This is a genomic window from Amycolatopsis rubida (genome assembly GCF_900115345.1).
Classification (GTDB): domain Bacteria; phylum Actinomycetota; class Actinomycetes; order Mycobacteriales; family Pseudonocardiaceae; genus Amycolatopsis; species Amycolatopsis rubida.
On the sequence record NZ_FOWC01000002.1, the window covers coordinates 817,490 to 833,052 of the forward strand.

Genomic DNA, 15,563 nt, shown 5'->3' on the forward strand with positions numbered 1-15,563 from the left:
CCCCGAGGCGGTCAAGGACGTAGCGACTCGGCCCCGTTGATCCGTTCGACGAGCTCGTCGCGGTACTCCCGCACCGCCTGAAACTCCGGTTCGTCGCCGGTCGCCCGCTTCAGCGCGCCTTCCAGGATCTTCAGCCCCTGGGGCTCGTCGCCGTGCGCGTCCGCCTGCCGCGCGGCGTTCTCCAGTGCTTTCGCGAGCTTGGTCCGCGCCTCGGGTTGCTTGCCTTTCTGGTTGATCCGGATCTCATTGCCGCCCGGATCGACGACGGTGAACCCGGTGTAGCGGTCGTTGCGCAGCCGCGGCCGGGTCATCCGCGGGATACCGGAGATGAGCAGTTTTCCGTGCACAGAACGCATCCCGGCCGCGAAGGCCTCGAACAGCCCGCCGATGTCCGGCACGATGACCAGGCACGTGCTGTACGACTGTGCCGGGTCGTAGCCGTCCATGCCGAAGAAGTGCAGATTGATGTCTTCCCGGCGCACCGCGACGTACGGGTTCGGCCGCGTCTGCCGATAGGTGATCTCGAAGCCGAGCATCTGGTAGAACGACGCGATCTCGTCGATGGAGGGGCAGGGCAGGAGCGGAATGGTCAGTTCGTTCGCCACCGCCCGAACCTAGGCCCGAACTCGCCGAAACGACACGGAGCTATTTGCTCATGCGAATAACTTGCCCGGCAAAGTCGCGCTGCACGTCGGTGGGGACCTGCTGTTCGCGCTGTCCGGGACGAGCGATCTCGCGGCGTGCGTGGCATCTCGGACTTGCGCGCACCGGAAATCCGCGCCATTCCCGAGGATCCGTGCTGCCGCGGTTCAGGGCAGCTCGCGCCAGCGGAGGTCGCCCCAGCCTGCTGAGGCGACGTCGGCCAGCTCGGCCCAGCGGGTAGTCCCGGGGCGGACGTGCGTGTCCGAGCCGATGGACCACTCGGGCGCTTCCGGCTCGACGTGCTCGAACTCGTCGATACCGGACGGGGTTCGCCACACCGCGGTGCAGGAATCGCACATCAGCACGACCTTGCCGTGTTCGGTGACAAGCGGGCGGATCAAACCCTGGTCCCAGAACGACGGGCATTCGACCAGCCACATCGCGTCACCACCGCCTCGCACCTCGGAAATCGCTGCGGCCCGGTGAGGCCGCAGCCTTTCGACAGCACAACACCGGTCAGTGAACGAGTCGCTACGCAGATCCCAACTCAGCCGTAACAGGCGTGGACGTCCTTGCCCCGCACCGCTCACGTGAGTGACGCGGCCCGCGATATCGACTGCCAAGCCGCCACCGCGCGCAACACACCGACGGACGACACGCGGTTCGTGTCCAACCGACCCGGCTCGCCACGGCGGAAGGCACCTGCGCACCCAACGCCTTCCGGCGAGCTCGCACCACACGAATCGCCTCCGCCCAACAGACGACACCCGTTGCGGCACACCACTCATCCCGCGCGCCCAAGCCCTCCCCGCAAACTCCCACCGCACACGAAACGCACTGGCAAACCACTCACCCGGAAAACCGGCACCGCCACGCGATTCGCGGCCGTCCGCCTAACCAGACCGCCACCATCACCCCGCCATCTCCAACGCTCCCGGAAAACCGCCACCACCACGCGATACGCAACCGCCCAGCTAACCAGACCGCCACCATCACCCCGCCATCTCCACCGCTCCCCGACAAACCGCCACCACCACGCGATACGCAACCGCCCAGCTAACCAGACCGCCACCATCACCCCGCCATCTCCACCGCTTCCCGGCAAGCCGCCACTGCGGTGAGATCCGCGTCCGGGCCTCCAGCTCGCGCGGGCAGCATCGCCAGTACCGAAGCCTCCTTCGCTCGCACCGTCGGATGGATGCGTGCGGCCTTGGCCAGCAACTGCGACGGCCCCGTCTCCACCAGCACCCGTCGGCCCGCAACCGAGAGCGGCGAATCCGGACCCAGCAGCGTGCCCAATGCGGGCCAGAACCGCACCGGTTCTACCGGGTGCGAAGCCCAGTAGGAAGGATCTGTCGCCTCCGTATCGGTGAGCAGGCGGCCGGTGTAGCCCGACACCATCGGGATCTTCGGCGGCGATGGCTGTGCGGCAGCGACCGACGGGAGACACCGGGCGGCAGCTTCGGCCAAGGCAGGGCTGTGGAAGGCCGACGTCGCGGGGACCCGGAGGCAAGTCCGCCCCTCGGCGCGCAACTTCGCCGAGGCCTCCGCCAACGGCGCTTCCGGGCCGGAGAGGATCAGCTGGCGGGGAGCGTTGATCGCGCCGATCACAACCTCATCGGTCAGGACCGAGGCGACCTCCTCGACGGTCGCGGCTACGGCGAGCATTCCGCCTGCGGAGGCGGACGCCAGTTCCTGCACCCGGTGCCACATCAGCTCGGCGGCGGCGGGGACTTCGAAGACACCGGCCAGAGTCGCGGCGGCTACTTCGCCGACGCTGTGGCCCAGCAAAGCGGCTGGTTGCACGCCCCAGGAAAGGATCATCCGGCCCAGGGCGTGGCCTACGGTGAACAGCAGGATCTGCGAGCGGGTGACGTGGTCAAGAGGAACAGCGGGCGAATCGCTCAGCCAGTCGGCGCGGACGGCGGGGCCCTCGGGGCCCAACGCGGCGAAGACTTCGTCTACCGCATCAGTGAAGACGTCGTCGTGACCGTACAGGCCGGCGGCCATTCGGACGTGCTGCGAGCCTTGGCCCGGGAACAGCAGTGCGACCTCGGTCATCAAACGAAACTCCTTCCGCCCCGAAACACCGGAAGCACCGGAAACAAACCGGATCGTCGGGCACGGCGGTCGACGGCTGCTCGACCCCCGCTGGACCGCCAGGTCGAGTCCGTTCCCACAGGCTGTCGAGGGCTCGCCGGAAGGGTGGCGGCATGAGATTCGACGGGCTGTACCTCGCCGGGCTCGGGAGCTGGCTGCCACCGGCGACGACGAGCGCCGAAGCGGTGCGGAGCGGGCAATGCTCGGCCGAGACGGCGCGCAAAAGCGAGATGGAATCGGTCCTCGTCGCACCTGACGGGATCGCGCCGCCGGAGATGGCGGCTCGGGCCGCGCGAGTCGCCTTGGAGCGGTCCGGGGTGGCGCGTGGCGACATCGCGGTGTTGCTGCACGCGACGTTGTTCCATCAAGGGTACGACCTGTGGTCGCCTGCCGCGTACGTCCAGCGGGCAGCGGTCGGCGGGACCTGTCCGGCGATCGAGGTGCGGCAGGTTTCCAATGGCGGAATGGCAGCGCTCGACCTCGCGGCCAGTTACCTTCTCGCGGACCCGGCTCGGCAGGCGGCGTTGATCACCGCGGCGGATCGCTTTGACGGGCCCGATTTCGACCGCTGGCACAGCGATCCGGGGACGGCGTACGCCGATGGCGGGACGGCGATGGTGCTGTCCCGCGTCGGCGGGTTCGCGCGGTTGCGCAGCCTGGCGGTGGTCAGCGGACCTGAGCTGGAAGGCATGCACCGTGCGGGGGCGGCGTTCGGTGAGGTCGAGATGCGGACTCGGCAGCTGGTCGATCTGGACGCGCACAAACGATCATACCTGTCCGAAGCCGGAATGTCACAGACCCTCGCGGCCATTCTCGACGGGCAGCGCGAGGCGTTGAAGCGCGCGCTGAGCGACGCCGAGCTGGAACTGTCCGATGTGGACCGGCTGGTGCTGCCGCACTTCGGGAGGCGGCGGCTGGTGTCGAACTACCTGCGGCACATGGACGTTCCGCTCGAACGAACCACGTGGGACTTCGACAGCAAGATCGGCCATCTCGGCGCGGGCGACCACATCGTCAGCCTGGAAAACTTGGTGCGTACCGGCGGGTTGCAGCCGGGGCAGACGTGCCTGCTGATGGGCGTCGGCGCGGGATTTTCGTGGAGCAGTGCGGTGATCGAGCTTCTTGAGAAGCCCGAGTGGGCTGACTAGCGAGCACCAGGAAAGGCCCCGCGAGAGGAGGAATCGCGGGGCCTTTTCTCGCGCGGAAAGCTACTCGACGATAGCGACCGCGCGAGCCCATCCGGCGCCGGCGCCGGCCAGTTTCACCGGGAAGCACGACAGCGTGAAACCGTGCGCCCGCGGCAGTTCGGCCAGGTTCGCCAGCCGTTCGATCTGGCAGTACTCCCGGTCGCGTCCGCGCATGTGCGCCGGCCACAGCACCGACTTGTCGCCGGTCCGCTGGTAGGTCTCGATGATGTGCGTGAACGGCGCGTCGAGGCTGAACGCGTCCGTGCCGATCACGCGGACCCCGAAGTCCAGCAGCAGGTCCAGCCCGGACTGGTCGAGGCCGACGAACTCGGTGAAGTACTTCGGCGTACCGGCGTGCTGGTCGGCTCCGGTGTGGAGCAGGACGATGTCCAGCTCCTTCGGCTGATAGTCCACACGGGACAGTTCGGCGCGCACGTCGTCCGCGGTGAGGACGCCCGGCGCGCGGCCGGTGAAGTCCAGGACCACGGCGGGACGGTGGAACCAGTCGACCGGCATCTGGTCGATCGTGCGTGGGGCCGAACCGTACGACGTGGCGTCGCCGTAGTGCGCCGGCGCGTCGATGTGCGTGCCGGTGTGCGTGGTCAGCGACACCGTGTCGTTCGTCAGGAACTCGGCGTCCCGCAGTACTTCCGGGTCGAGGTCCATGCCGAAGTGCTCGCGCATTTCCGACACCAGGTGCTTGGCCCCGTCCTGGGCGGACATGGTGACCAGCGACAGCGGCTCGGGCTCCCAGCCTGCCGGGTCGATCGGGGAGGACAGGTCAATCAGCTGCAACGGAGTTCTCCTTATCGTCAAGACCGCAGGCCGAGGCCGCCGTCCGCGGTGATCACCTGGCCGTGGATCCAGCTCGCTTCCGGCGCGCTCAGCAGCGCGACGACATCGGCGACGTCGGCGGGCGTGCTCAACCGTCCGGCGGGGGTGCGAGCCGCCAGGACCTGCACCATCTCGGGCTGGGTGGTCTCGTCGCCCTTGTCCAGCTTCGCGGTCGTGACGGCGTTGACCGTGATGCCGCGCGGGGCCAGCTCGACCGCCAGGTAGCGCACGAGCGATTCGAGCGCGGCCTTCGCGACGCCCAGCGCGACGTAGCGCGGGATGACCCGCTGCGCGCCGGAGCTGGAAACGGCAAGCACGCGACTACCTGGCTTGAAGTGTTCGAGAAGCGCGGGAACCAAGCGCAACAACGGATTCAGCGCAGCGGCCACGTCGGTGTGCAGGTCGGCGACCGACGCTCCGGCAGCGGGCATCGGATGCCACGACGCGGCGTTGTGCACCAGGACGTCCAAGCCGCGACCGGCCGCCGAAACAGCGGCGGCCAGCTGCGCGGAACCGTCCTCAGTGGATGGATCGGCGCGGATCAGCGACGCCGAACCGGGAAGCCCCTCAAGGCTCGCTAGAGCGGCTTTGGCGGCTTCGTCGTCGTGTGCGTAGTCGAGCAGGACGTGCGCGCCGCTCGCGCAGAATTTGCGGGCGATGGCCAGCCCCAGCCCCTTGGTGGCGCCGACCACCAGGACGCTGCGGCCGGCCAGACCGAGCTCGCTCACGCCGACGCCTCGGAGACCGTCGAGTAGAGGTCCGCCTCGACGTCGACCAGCTCGACGAACTTCTTCACGTGCGCCTGGAACTCCGGGCTGGTCACGACGGCCTTGTGCGCGTTCGCGTCGACCCACTGGCCGATGTTCAGATACACCTTGGGATCGCGCAGCGACCGCACCATCTGGTAGGCGACGAACCCGGGCTGCTCGGCCATGTACTGCGCGTGCTCGGTGAAGACCTTCTCGAACTCTTCCGGCTCGCCCTTGACGGTGAACTTGCTGATGAACGTGACCACGGTATCGGCTCCTAGCAGTGCGGTTCCGGGATTCTGGCTGCCGCGCACGGAGGACAGCGCCTCGCGCAGCTCGCGGCGGACGAGCTTGCCGTTGGGCGAACGCGGGATCGCCCTGGTCAGCTCTACGTGCTCGATGTGCTTGTAATACGGCTGCGCGGCGTTGATCTCCGCGGCGATCTCTCCCGCGCGCGGCACCCACTCGTCGCCGGCCGGGACGATCAGCGCGGCCGCCACCGCGCCGGCGAACTCGTCCGGCTGGTCGACCACCGCGCAGTCGGCCACGCCGGGGTGGCGCAGCAGCTCGGCCTCGATTTCGGTGGGCGAGATCAGCCAGTTGTCGCGTTTGAAGACGTCCTTGATGCGGTCGACCAGGAACAGGTACCCGTCCTCGTCCAGGCAGCCGACGTCGCCGGTGGGCAGCCAGCCGTCCGCGCCGATGCCGTCGCCGTCCGGGCGGCCGAGGTAGCCGCGCATCACCTGCGGGCCGCGCACCTCGACTTCGCCGCGTTCACCGGCCGGGAGCGGCTCCCGAGTCGTCAAATCGACGACGCGCACCTCGGTGTCGCGCACCACCTGGCCGACCGAACCCGGGCGCGGTGCCGCCGGGCCGTCGGACAGCACCAGCGGCGCGGTTTCGGCGAGGCCGTAACCCTGCACGACCGGGATGCCGAACTGGGCGCGGAGGATTTCCGCGTGCACCGGGGACAACGCCGAACCGCCGGACAGGATGACCTCGCAGCCGGGCAGCTTCAGGTCCGCCAGCCGCGCGTCGGTGGCGAGCCGGGCCAGGCGGAACGGCATTGAATAGTAGTGCGTCACCCCCGCCGCGAGAGCGATCGTGGCCACCGGATCCGGCACCAGGCAGAGCACCTGGGTGGCGCCGGCGATCAGCGCGGAGTTCAGGTGCATCGGGTGGTAGCTGGGCAGGTGGTTGAACGTCACCGACGTTCCGGTCACCCCGTGCGCGTCGGCGACCTGCACCGCGTTGACCGCGATATTGCGGTGGGTGAGCCGCACGCCCTTCGACTGACCGGTGGTGCCGCTGGTGAAGTGGATGCACGCGACCGCGTCCGGCTCCAGTTCCACCGGCGCACCGACCGGGCCTGCCGCCAAAGCAGCGACCGACGCAGCGCGGTCCGGATTCCCGAAGCACAGCAGGTGTTCCGGCGTCGCGGAGGCACGAGCGACCGCTGCGGTCATCGAATCGTTCAGCACCGCGGCAGCGGCAGCGGACTCGGTCAGCACCCGGCCGAGATCGCCTTCCCGCAGCAGCGGGCTCAACGGCAGCACGACGTTTCCGCTGCGCAAAGTGCCGTAGTAAGCGATCGCGAACTCCGGGTGCAGCACCGACGACATCGCGACGACCGAACCAGCCGACCCGATCCGATCCGCCAGTGCGGCCGCGAACCCGGACGCGGCCCGGTCGAGTTCAGCGAACGTCAGGGCTGTCTCGCCGAGCCGTACCGCGATCTGGTTCGGGCTGTTCTCCGCGAGGATGCGCAGCGCGTCCGGCAGCAACGGCGTGTCGAGCAGCGACGCGACCGGGAGGACACCGTCAGCCATCGGCGCGCTCCTCCGCCCAGCCCTTGGCGAGGTTCAGCGTCGCGGTGCTGTTGGTACCCAACGCATTGCGCACGAAAGCCTTCGCGTCCTCGACAGTCTTGCCTTCGCCGAGGATCTTCTCCACCGCGTCGCGCTTGATCACCACGGTGTGCTCGGACGTCGCACGCACCCCGCCACCCGGCTGCGGCACGATCGTCCACAGTCCGTTGTGGACGGTCATCAGCGCGGGCAGCACCTGCTGCTTGTATGCGATGGCGTGCTCGTCGTCGAAGCACACACGCACCGACTTCGTGGTGTGCACGGCACCGGTCGCGGTCTTGGTGTCCATCTCCATGACCTGCAGACCCGGGGTTTCCTCGGTCAGGTCGAGCCGCTGGACGTGCGGCAGCCGTTCCGGCCACAGGTCCGACCGGTAGAGGAACTCATACACCGCCGCCGCGTCCGCGTCGATGTCGACGCTGTCGGCGAACACCGTGGTGAGTTCTTCGGTTTCGGCGATGCCTTCCGCGATGCCGCGGAGATTCTCCAGCTCGTGCTCGCTGTTGCGGTCGACCGCCTTGCTCACCCATTCGACGTTCTCCGGCAGGTCCCGCACCGCGCTGAACGCGTGCTCCAGGACGACCGTGCACGAGTTCGGGCCGCCGGGCTGGATGTTCCACGCCCCGGTCATCGACGCGACCGGATGCTGCGAAACCTCCTGGCGGAAGTCGATGCGCAGGCCGTCCTCGTCCAGGTCGCGGCGCGAGGTCCAGGTCTTGGGCTCGTCGTTCGCGGTAGCCCACAACCGGATTCGCTCAGTGGTGCCGTCGCGTTCGAGCTGGCGTGCGTGGACCGTCGGGCCGAAGTAGACCGGCCAGCGGGTCACGTCGGCGAGCAGCGCGTACACCGCCGAGGCGGGCGCGGCGACGTCGATCTTGTGTTCGGTCTCGTAGATCCGGAGTGGTGCAGCCACGTGCTCGGTCCTCTCAGTAGTTGCCAAGCCCGCCGCAGACGTTGATCGCCTGCCCGGTCATGGACGCCGCGGTGTCGGTGACGAGGTAGCCGACGAGGCCCGCCACCTCCTCCGGAGTGGAGTACCGGCCGAGCGGGATCTTCGCGGTGAACTTCTCCAGCACGGCTTCCTCGGTGGTGTCCCACGCCTTCGCGTAGCGGCCGCGGATCGCCTGTGCCATCGGGGTCTCGACGTAACCGGGGCACACCGCGTTGACCGTGACCCCGGTCTTGCCCAGTTCGAACCCGAGCGCCTTGGTGAAGCCGACGACACCGTGCTTGGACGCCGAATACGGCGCGCCGAGCACCACGCCCTGCTTGCCCGCGGTGGACGCGATGTTGATGACCCGGCCCTTGTCCTTGGCCAGCATCCCGCCCTTGGTGAGCACCTCGCGGGTCATCAGGAACACGCTGTTGAGGTTCGTGTTGATCACGTCGAACCACAGCTCGTCCGGGATTTCCGCGGTCTGCCCGCCGCCGCTGCGGCCCGCGTTGTTGACCAGGACGTCGATCGGGCCGTACCGGTCCACCGCGGCCGAAACCAGCGACTGGATGTCGTCCTTCTCGCGGACGTCGCAGGTGCTGCCGTCCACGTCCAGTCCCTCGGCGCGCAGGTCCCGCACCGTGTCGTCGACGGATCCCTGGGTACGGGCGCAGAAGTACACCTGGTAGCCCTGCTGCGCCAGCGATCGGGTCACCGCGAGCCCGATCCCGCTGGTGCCGCCGGTGACCAGCGCTACGCCCCGGCTCTGTTCGGTCATCGTGTCCCTCCTGGGTTGCTCGGCGCGCGGAACAGGTCCGCGCGCACGTCGCGCGGGCGAGCTCCGAACGCGACGAGATTGAGGATCTTGCGGAAGATCGGGGTGTGCGGCAGCAGCTTCGCGATCACCGGTCGCACCGCGTCCACGATCCGGCCGGAGGACAGCATTCCCTTGTTCTGCCTCGACTGGAGCGTGAACACGGTGTCCACCGCGGCGCGTCGCTCGGCTTCGAAGCCGGCGAGCGCGGCCGGTCGGTTGTCTTTCGCGGCGACGGCGGCGACGAGTTCGGGGTGCAGCGCGACGGCGTCCGCGATGGCCAGGTTGATGCCCTGTGCGCCGATCGGGCTGTGCGTGTGCGCCGCGTCGCCGATGAGCACGAGGCCCGGCCGGACCCATTCCTGCGCACGGCCGGAAAACACGTCCAGCGGCGACAGTTCGGACAGCGCGGTCACTTGCTCTCGAATCAGGTCCGCGTGCTGCGGGACCGCGGCGATCAGCTGCTCCCGGACGTGCTCGATGCCCTTGGCGGCCACCGTCTTGTAGCTGCCCTTCGCCAGCGTCCAGCCGATCTGGACGCGGTCCGGGTAGGAATCGTGCACCAGCACCGGATCGGCGGCGGTGCGGTGAATGCGGACCGCGCTGGTGCGCCGCTCCGGGGCGATCAGCTTGAACCACACGACGTCGTGCTCGAACTTCTCGAACTTGTCGTAGCCGATCCCGGCGAGCGAGCGAGTCTTCGAGTACCGGCCGTCCGCGGCAACCACCCAGCGAGCGCGCACCTGCGTCTCGCCGTCGCCGGAGCCGCAGCGGATCCCGGTCACCGCGCCGTTCTCCTCCAGCAGCGCCCGGGTCGAGCAGCCGCTGAGCAGACGGAAGCCCGGCGTCGCCTTGCATTCGCCGAGCAAGCGCTCCAGCAGGAGCCGCTGCGGCAGGCTGAGCAAATGGTCATCCGGCGCGGGAAGCGTCTGGTAGTCGATGTCGAGCAGCGTGCGTTCCCCTTGCACCAGCTGGAAATGGCGCATCGGGTAACCGCCGAGGCCGTCGAGGACGCCGAGTTGGTCAAGCGTGCGCAGCGCACCGGGCTGGATGATCTCGCCGCGGTATTCGCGGTCCAGCGACGCGCTGCGCTCCGCGACCACGACGTCCACTCCGGACCGGGCGAGCAGCAGCGCCAGCACCAGACCCGCCGGTCCGCCACCGGACACGCACACGTCCGCTTCGATCTCGCGCACTCGATCCCTCCCGCTGTCGCACCGCCTCGGCCCACCCTCCAGCGAGCCGGTCCAAAACGGCTCGACGCACAGTCGGCCGTCCCGCGCGAGTGGTCCACGAGGGGACTTTGAGCCGGCCGCGCGACTGTCGGACGACACGCGGCCGACGAGGAGGAAACGGTGGCGACAACCGCGCACCCGCGGGTGAAAATGGAGCTGTACCACCAGGTGCAGGCCTTTTACGCCAAGCAGATGCAGCTGATGGACGACGGCGACGTGGAACCGTGGGCGGAAACGTTCACCGCGGACGCCACTATCGCGAACAACGCCAACCCGGCCCCGGCCACGGGGCGGGAGTTGATCTTGAAGGTGGCTCGGAAGCTAGCCGCCGACGTTGTTTCGCGAGGGGTTCAGCATCGGCATTGGACTGGGATGCTGGTGGTCACAGAGGACAGTGCGGATCAAGTGCGCACGCAGTTGTACGCGATGGTCGCCGAGATTCCCGCTGGGGGTGAGGCTCGGTTGTGGCGTAGCACGTTTTGCCGGGACACGTTGGTTCGCGGGGCGGGCGGGTGGCAGGTCGCCCGCCGGGTGGTGACTCATGACGATATTCAGGGTTCTCGATCGGAGGAGCAGGCGTGACTGTGTCGGGCGAGTTGTATCAGGAGATTCAGCAGTATTACGCGTGGCAGATGCAGTTGCTTGACCAGGCTCGTACTGATGAGTGGGCCGATACTTTCACCGAGGACGGGGTTTTCGCGGCTAATGCCGCGCCGGAGCCGGTTAAGGGTCGTGCCGCTATTGCCGCGGCTTCGGCGGCTACGCATCGGCAGCTGGCCGAGGTGCATGAACTGCGGCGGCATTGGCTGGGGATGCTGACTGTCTCCCCGGGCGCTTCAGCGGACGAGCTGCATACTCGGTGTTATGCGTTGATTATTGCTACGCGCAAGGGCGGGGAGCCTCGGATTCACTGCAGTACGTTGTGTGAGGATCAGCTGGTTCGGGTTGACGGGGCTTGGCTCGTTAAATACCGGACTGTTTCTCGGGATGATATTCGTTGAGCTGAGCCGGCCTTCGGCCGGAAAAGATGGTTGCACCGGGGCGCCTTGGCTGTTGCGTAGGCGGGTTGCGGTTTAGCAGCGCACGTGGTGCTCGCCCTGCCGACTGACTCGCAGCGCGACGGTGAGGTCCGCCCGAGCAAGCCACACAGCCGACGCTGGGGACGGCAGGCGGGTCGTGAGGGGAGCCCTGAGGGAATCTGATTCCCTCAGGGCTCCCCTCACCGACATCTCGCGCAGTTAGCGGGTCATGTCCGAGCCGCCGTTGACTGAGACCACTGTGCCTGCGATGTAGCCTGCTTCTTCGCTGGTGAAGAAGGCGACCATGGCCGCTACGTCTTCCGGTTCTGCCGCGCGGCCCGCTGGGATGCGCTTTTCGAAGGCGGCGAACCAGTCCGGCGGGGCCTCGCCCAGGGCGTCGGTGCGGGTCAGGCCGGGAGAAACCACGTTTGCCACTACGCCGTTGGGGGCGCCTTCGCGGGCGGCGAACTTGGCGTAGGAGATCAGGGCCGACTTTGCCGCGGCGTGCGCGACTACCTCTGCGCCTACTGGACCCTTGCTTGCTTCTGCCGCCAGGTAGACGATGCGGCCGTAGCCCTGGTCCTTCATCAGCTGCCACACCGCGCGGGTGGGGTGGAAGGCCGCTGCCAGTTCGTCGTTCACCTTCGCGGAGAACGTTTCCCACGGGATTTCCGCGACCGAGCCTTGAGCCAGTCCGACGTTGGCGTTGCAGACCAGTGCGTCCACGCGGCCGTATGCTTCGACGGTCGCGGCCACCAGTGCTTGCGCGCCCTCCTCGTTGCGGACGTCGGCTCCTACTGCGATCGCTTCGCCGCCGGCGGCGGTGATGGCCGCTACCGCTTCTTCCGCGGCCTCTTTGGACGTCAGGTAGTTGATCACCACCCGGTCGCCTCGTGCGGCCAGCCGTTCCGCGATGCCGCGGCCGATTCCGCGTGCCGCACCGGTCACCACCGCGACGCGGCGTACCTGGTCTTCCACCCGCTGCTCCTCGGTTTCGGGCTCCCGGCTTCTCCGGGTGCCGTTTCTGCCAATGTATCGGCTGAAACCGTTGCCGCGACACCGCCTTCAGAGATCTTCGAGAACCTCTTGAACGGCGGCGGCGAGCATCGGAGGACTACCCGAAACGGCTGAGGAGACAACCCGGATGCCCGACGATCCCGCGCGCGCGAAAACGCCGCAGCTCGAGCTGATGAATCTCATCATCGGCGACTGGAAAGCCCGCGCCGTCTACACGGCGGCCGAACTCGGCTGGCCCGACCGGCTCGCCGACGGGCCCCTTACGGCCGCTCAGGTGGCCGCTGCCTCGGGCACAGATCCCGTTGCCACCCACCGGTTCCTGCAGTACCTCACCGCACTGGGCGTGTTCCGCGAGGAGAACGGCTCATTCTCCCTCGCCGAACTCGGCGAGCTGTTGCGCAGCGACCGGGAAGACTCCCTGCGGCCGTATACGCTCATCGCGGGCTCCGAATTCCATCGCGCCTGGACTGACATCGCCTCCGCCGTGCGAACCGGACAAAATGCTTTCGAAGGCGCATTTCAGTCTAGCTTCTTCGAGTACCTCTCCGCAAACCCCGAACGCGGAAAACTTTTCGACCGCGCGATGGCGGGCAACACGGCGTTGTTCGACGCGCTGCCCGCTGCCTACGACTTCGGTGCGCACCAGCGATTTGTCGATGTCGGCGGCGGCAGTGGCGAGCTGGCGGGCCGGCTGCTCGCCGCGCACCAGCACCTCCACGGCACGGTCTACGACGCCGAACAGTCCGCTGAGGCCGCGAAAAAGGCCATCGCGGACGCTGGTCTCATCGAGCGATGCGAGGTGGCGTCCGGGGACTTCCTGGAGTCCGTTCCCGAAGGCGGCGACGTCTATCTGCTCGCTCGAGTGCTGGTGAACTGGCCGGACGAGGACTGTGCGCGGATCCTGGCGAACTGCGCGGCGGCGGCCGCTCCGGGGACGCGGTTGCTGCTGGTGGAGCGGGTTTCCGGGCCGGGTGTCGACAACGCACTGCTGCTTTCGCACGACACCCTGATGTACGTGCTCTTCGGCGGGGGCGGGATCCGCTCCAGCGCGGAAGTGACCCGGCTGCTTGAGGAAGCCGGGTTCGCGCTGGACGCGATCACTCCGCTGCCGCAGGAGTTCTCGCTGATCACCGCCACCCGCCGAAACTACTCCTAATCAGACCACAGCCACGGCCGAATGACTTCGCTGCGACGGTCACGTGCCGCTTCAGGGTCAGCCTGCTTCTGACCGGATCAGGAAAAGCTCAGGCCCGGGAACGCGTCAGGAAACCTCAGCCGCCTGCCGTTCCCGGGCCGGCACCACCACGAGCACCACGATCGCTGCCAGCACCGCGGCACCGGCGGCAGCGAGGGCCGTCGTGCGCATCGCGACCGAGAACGCGTCCGCGCCCGCGGCGAACAGGTCAGCGCCCTGGTTGCCGCCCAGGCCCGCCGCGGCGGCCTTCGTCGCTTCGATCGAATCGCCCGCGGCGGCGCGAGACTGCGCCGGCAGCACCGACAACGCCGGCTCAACCCCGTTGCGGTACACGACAGTCAGCAGCGAACCCAGCACCGCGATGCCGATCGCGCCACCGATGCTGCGGCCCATGTTCGTCAGCGCCGAACCGACCCCCGCGCGCTCGCGCGGCACCGCCGACATGATCGTGGTGGTCGCGGGCGGCATCACGTTGGCCATCGCCAAACCGACCAGGAAGTCGGCGACGAACACCGGCCACAACGGACTGTTCTGGTCCAGCAGCGCGAAGATCGCCACGCCGGCAGCCAGCAGCAGCAAGCCGCCGACCAGCACGGTTTTGGCGCCGAACTTCGCCGACAGCGTCGCCGAGCGCGGCGAGAACACCGCCAGGGCCAGTGCCAGCGGGAGAATCGCCAAACCGGTCATCAGCGGGCTCACGCCGAGCACGCTCTGCAGGTAGAAAATCAGGAAGAACGGCACGCCGAAGTTCACGAAGAACGCGAGCGTCACCGCACTGGTCGCGCCCGCGACCCGGCGATCCGACACCAGCCGCAGGTCCAGTGCGGGAGCCGCGGACCGCAGTTCCACCAGGATGAACACGACCAGCAGCACCACGCCGAGCACCAGCGGGAGGTACACCCGCGGATCGGCGATCGTGGCCAGGTTGCCCGCCTGGATGATTCCGTAGACGAGCGCGGTGCTCCACGCGACCGACAGCACCACCCCGGGCACGTCGAGCTTGCGCGCGGTCGAAGTGGACTCCGGGACCATCAGCACGGTCAGCACGATCGCGGCGAGCACGATCGGGCCGTTCACCAGGAAAATCGAGCCCCACCAAGCGAACTGGATGAGGAAGCCGCCAAGCACCGGGGCCACCACGGCCGCGATGCCGGCGGCGGACACCCAGTACCCGATGGCGCGCGGGCGCTCCTTGTCGCCGAACACGTGCGAGATGGTCGCGAGCGTGGTCGGCGGGATCGCCGCTCCGCCCGCGCCCATCACGACGCGCCACAGCACCAGTTCGCCGGGTGAGTGCGCGAACGCCGCCAGCACGCTGGAGACGCCGAACACCACGAGTCCGATCAGGAGCACCTTCCGGTGCCCGAGCCGGTCCCCCAGCACGCCCCACGCCAGCAGCAGACCGGCGTACACGAGGGTGAACCCGTTGACCACCCACTGCAGCTGGTCCGCGGACGCGCCGAGCCCGCCGACCGGATCGGCGAGCGCGCGGAAGGCGATGGTCACGATCGTCGCGTCCAGCACGGTGAGCAAAAAGGACGTCAGCAGCACCGCGAGGATCGCCCAGCGGCGCGGGTTCAGGGCAGGCTCGGACACCTGTCCTCCTTCGGAAGGCTTTGGCGGAATTCCCCTTACACCGCGGAACCGAGCCTGCTGTTCACCAGTTCGACCAGAGCGCGCGGCGTGTCGATGTCGACCACCGTTTCGTCCGGCAGCTCGACTCCGTAGTCGCGCTGGAGCATACTCGCGGTCTCCATCAGTGCGAGCGAGTCATAGCCCAATTCGGCGAACGGAATGTCGCGCGCGTCGGCGGTTTGTGCCATTTCGTCGCTCTCTCCGGCGCAGCGGCGGATGATCTCCATCAGATCTTCGTAGGTCAGCTCGCGCATGATCGCTCCTCCTGCCGCGCGAAAGCGGCTGTCAGTGGGTTCTTCTTGCTGGACAAAGCTTTGCGGTTCGGCCGTTCGGG

At 68.2% G+C, this 15,563-nt stretch carries 16 protein-coding genes; 4 read left to right on the forward strand and 12 right to left on the reverse strand.

The genetic code is table 11. From position 1 onward, the window contains the following. Positions 1-11 precede the first annotated feature (11 nt). From BM362_RS12805 to BM362_RS12815, 3 genes are all read right to left on the reverse strand, one after another. Complete coding sequence (locus tag BM362_RS12805) at positions 12-605, reverse strand: VOC family protein (protein WP_093573236.1); 594 nt, start codon at positions 603-605, stop codon at positions 12-14. A gap of 204 nt (positions 606-809) precedes the next feature. After that, positions 810-1,082 carry a hypothetical protein gene (locus BM362_RS12810; protein ID WP_067576130.1) on the reverse strand — a complete coding sequence of 91 codons (273 nt, stop codon included), beginning with the start codon at positions 1,080-1,082 and terminating at the stop codon, positions 810-812. Positions 1,083-1,716: 634 nt separating this feature from the next. Beyond that, complete coding sequence (locus BM362_RS12815; protein WP_093573237.1) at positions 1,717-2,703, reverse strand: acyltransferase domain-containing protein; 987 nt, start codon at positions 2,701-2,703, stop codon at positions 1,717-1,719. A gap of 152 nt (positions 2,704-2,855) precedes the next feature. On the opposite strand from BM362_RS12815, the gene BM362_RS12820 reads away from it, so the two are divergent. Continuing rightward, positions 2,856-3,890, forward strand: coding sequence for a ketoacyl-ACP synthase III family protein (locus BM362_RS12820; protein WP_093573238.1), 1,035 nt, complete (start codon positions 2,856-2,858; stop codon positions 3,888-3,890). Positions 3,891-3,950: 60 nt separating this feature from the next. Here the strand turns inward: BM362_RS12820 and BM362_RS12825 are convergent, their stop codons facing one another. The 6 genes from BM362_RS12825 to BM362_RS12850 are packed head-to-tail and all read right to left on the reverse strand — an operon-like array spanning position 3,951 to position 10,324. After that, a complete protein-coding gene (locus BM362_RS12825) occupies positions 3,951-4,724 on the reverse strand; it encodes a cyclase family protein (RefSeq protein ID WP_067576124.1) in 774 nt (257 codons plus the stop codon). Between the two features lie 17 nt (positions 4,725-4,741). After that, the gene (locus BM362_RS12830) at positions 4,742-5,491 is read right to left on the reverse strand and encodes an SDR family oxidoreductase (RefSeq protein ID WP_067576122.1); all 750 of its coding nucleotides are present in this window, start codon (positions 5,489-5,491) and stop codon (positions 4,742-4,744) included. Continuing rightward, the gene (locus BM362_RS12835; protein ID WP_093573239.1) at positions 5,488-7,341 is read right to left on the reverse strand and encodes an AMP-binding protein; all 1,854 of its coding nucleotides are present in this window, start codon (positions 7,339-7,341) and stop codon (positions 5,488-5,490) included. Before BM362_RS12835 ends, BM362_RS12830 begins: the two co-directional genes overlap by 4 nt. After that, positions 7,334-8,293 carry an aromatase/cyclase gene (locus tag BM362_RS12840; RefSeq protein WP_067576118.1) on the reverse strand — a complete coding sequence of 320 codons (960 nt, stop codon included), beginning with the start codon at positions 8,291-8,293 and terminating at the stop codon, positions 7,334-7,336. Before BM362_RS12840 ends, BM362_RS12835 begins: the two co-directional genes overlap by 8 nt. A gap of 13 nt (positions 8,294-8,306) precedes the next feature. Next, on the reverse strand, positions 8,307-9,092 hold the full coding sequence (gene fabG, locus BM362_RS12845; RefSeq protein WP_067576117.1) for a 3-oxoacyl-ACP reductase FabG: 786 nt from the start codon (positions 9,090-9,092) through the stop codon (positions 8,307-8,309). After that, entirely contained in the window at positions 9,089-10,324 is a 1,236-nt protein-coding gene (locus BM362_RS12850) for an FAD-dependent monooxygenase (RefSeq protein ID WP_067576114.1), read from the reverse strand. The genes fabG and BM362_RS12850 overlap by 4 nt, the downstream gene beginning before the upstream one ends. Positions 10,325-10,483: 159 nt before the next feature. Between BM362_RS12850 and BM362_RS12855 the strand changes: the two genes are divergently transcribed. Both BM362_RS12855 and BM362_RS12860 read left to right on the forward strand, forming a co-directional pair. Then, entirely contained in the window at positions 10,484-10,945 is a 462-nt protein-coding gene (locus BM362_RS12855; protein ID WP_143132416.1) for a nuclear transport factor 2 family protein, read from the forward strand. Continuing rightward, complete coding sequence (locus BM362_RS12860; protein WP_198545142.1) at positions 10,942-11,364, forward strand: nuclear transport factor 2 family protein; 423 nt, start codon at positions 10,942-10,944, stop codon at positions 11,362-11,364. The genes BM362_RS12855 and BM362_RS12860 overlap by 4 nt, the downstream gene beginning before the upstream one ends. A gap of 237 nt (positions 11,365-11,601) precedes the next feature. On the opposite strand, the gene BM362_RS12865 is transcribed toward BM362_RS12860, so the two are convergent. Then, positions 11,602-12,360, reverse strand: a complete 759-nt coding sequence (locus BM362_RS12865; protein ID WP_067576108.1) for an SDR family NAD(P)-dependent oxidoreductase — start codon at positions 12,358-12,360, stop codon at positions 11,602-11,604. Positions 12,361-12,526: 166 nt separating this feature from the next. Here BM362_RS12865 and BM362_RS12870 point away from each other — a divergent pair, with 166 nt between their 5' ends. After that, positions 12,527-13,555, forward strand: coding sequence for a methyltransferase (locus BM362_RS12870; RefSeq protein ID WP_093573242.1), 1,029 nt, complete (start codon positions 12,527-12,529; stop codon positions 13,553-13,555). A 105-nt stretch (positions 13,556-13,660) separates the two neighbouring features. Here the strand turns inward: BM362_RS12870 and BM362_RS12875 are convergent, their stop codons facing one another. After that, the gene (locus tag BM362_RS12875) at positions 13,661-15,190 is read right to left on the reverse strand and encodes an MFS transporter (RefSeq protein WP_067576104.1); all 1,530 of its coding nucleotides are present in this window, start codon (positions 15,188-15,190) and stop codon (positions 13,661-13,663) included. Between the two features lie 35 nt (positions 15,191-15,225). Continuing rightward, positions 15,226-15,483: an acyl carrier protein gene (locus BM362_RS12880; RefSeq protein ID WP_067576102.1), complete on the reverse strand. Its 258-nt coding sequence runs from the start codon at positions 15,481-15,483 to the stop codon at positions 15,226-15,228. Between the last annotated feature and the right edge of the window lie 80 nt (positions 15,484-15,563).

Coding starts and splice junctions, on each gene's coding strand:
- BM362_RS12810 (WP_067576130.1), bottom strand. CDS start 1,082: ATGTGGCTGGTCGAATGCCCGTCGTTCTGGGACCAGGGTTTGATCCGC.
- BM362_RS12815 (WP_093573237.1), bottom strand. CDS start 2,703: ATGACCGAGGTCGCACTGCTGTTCCCGGGCCAAGGCTCGCAGCACGTC.
- BM362_RS12820 (WP_093573238.1), top strand. CDS start 2,856: ATGAGATTCGACGGGCTGTACCTCGCCGGGCTCGGGAGCTGGCTGCCA.
- BM362_RS12835 (WP_093573239.1), bottom strand. CDS start 7,341: ATGGCTGACGGTGTCCTCCCGGTCGCGTCGCTGCTCGACACGCCGTTG.
- fabG (WP_067576117.1), bottom strand. CDS start 9,092: ATGACCGAACAGAGCCGGGGCGTAGCGCTGGTCACCGGCGGCACCAGC.
- BM362_RS12870 (WP_093573242.1), top strand. CDS start 12,527: ATGCCCGACGATCCCGCGCGCGCGAAAACGCCGCAGCTCGAGCTGATG.
- BM362_RS12880 (WP_067576102.1), bottom strand. CDS start 15,483: ATGCGCGAGCTGACCTACGAAGATCTGATGGAGATCATCCGCCGCTGC.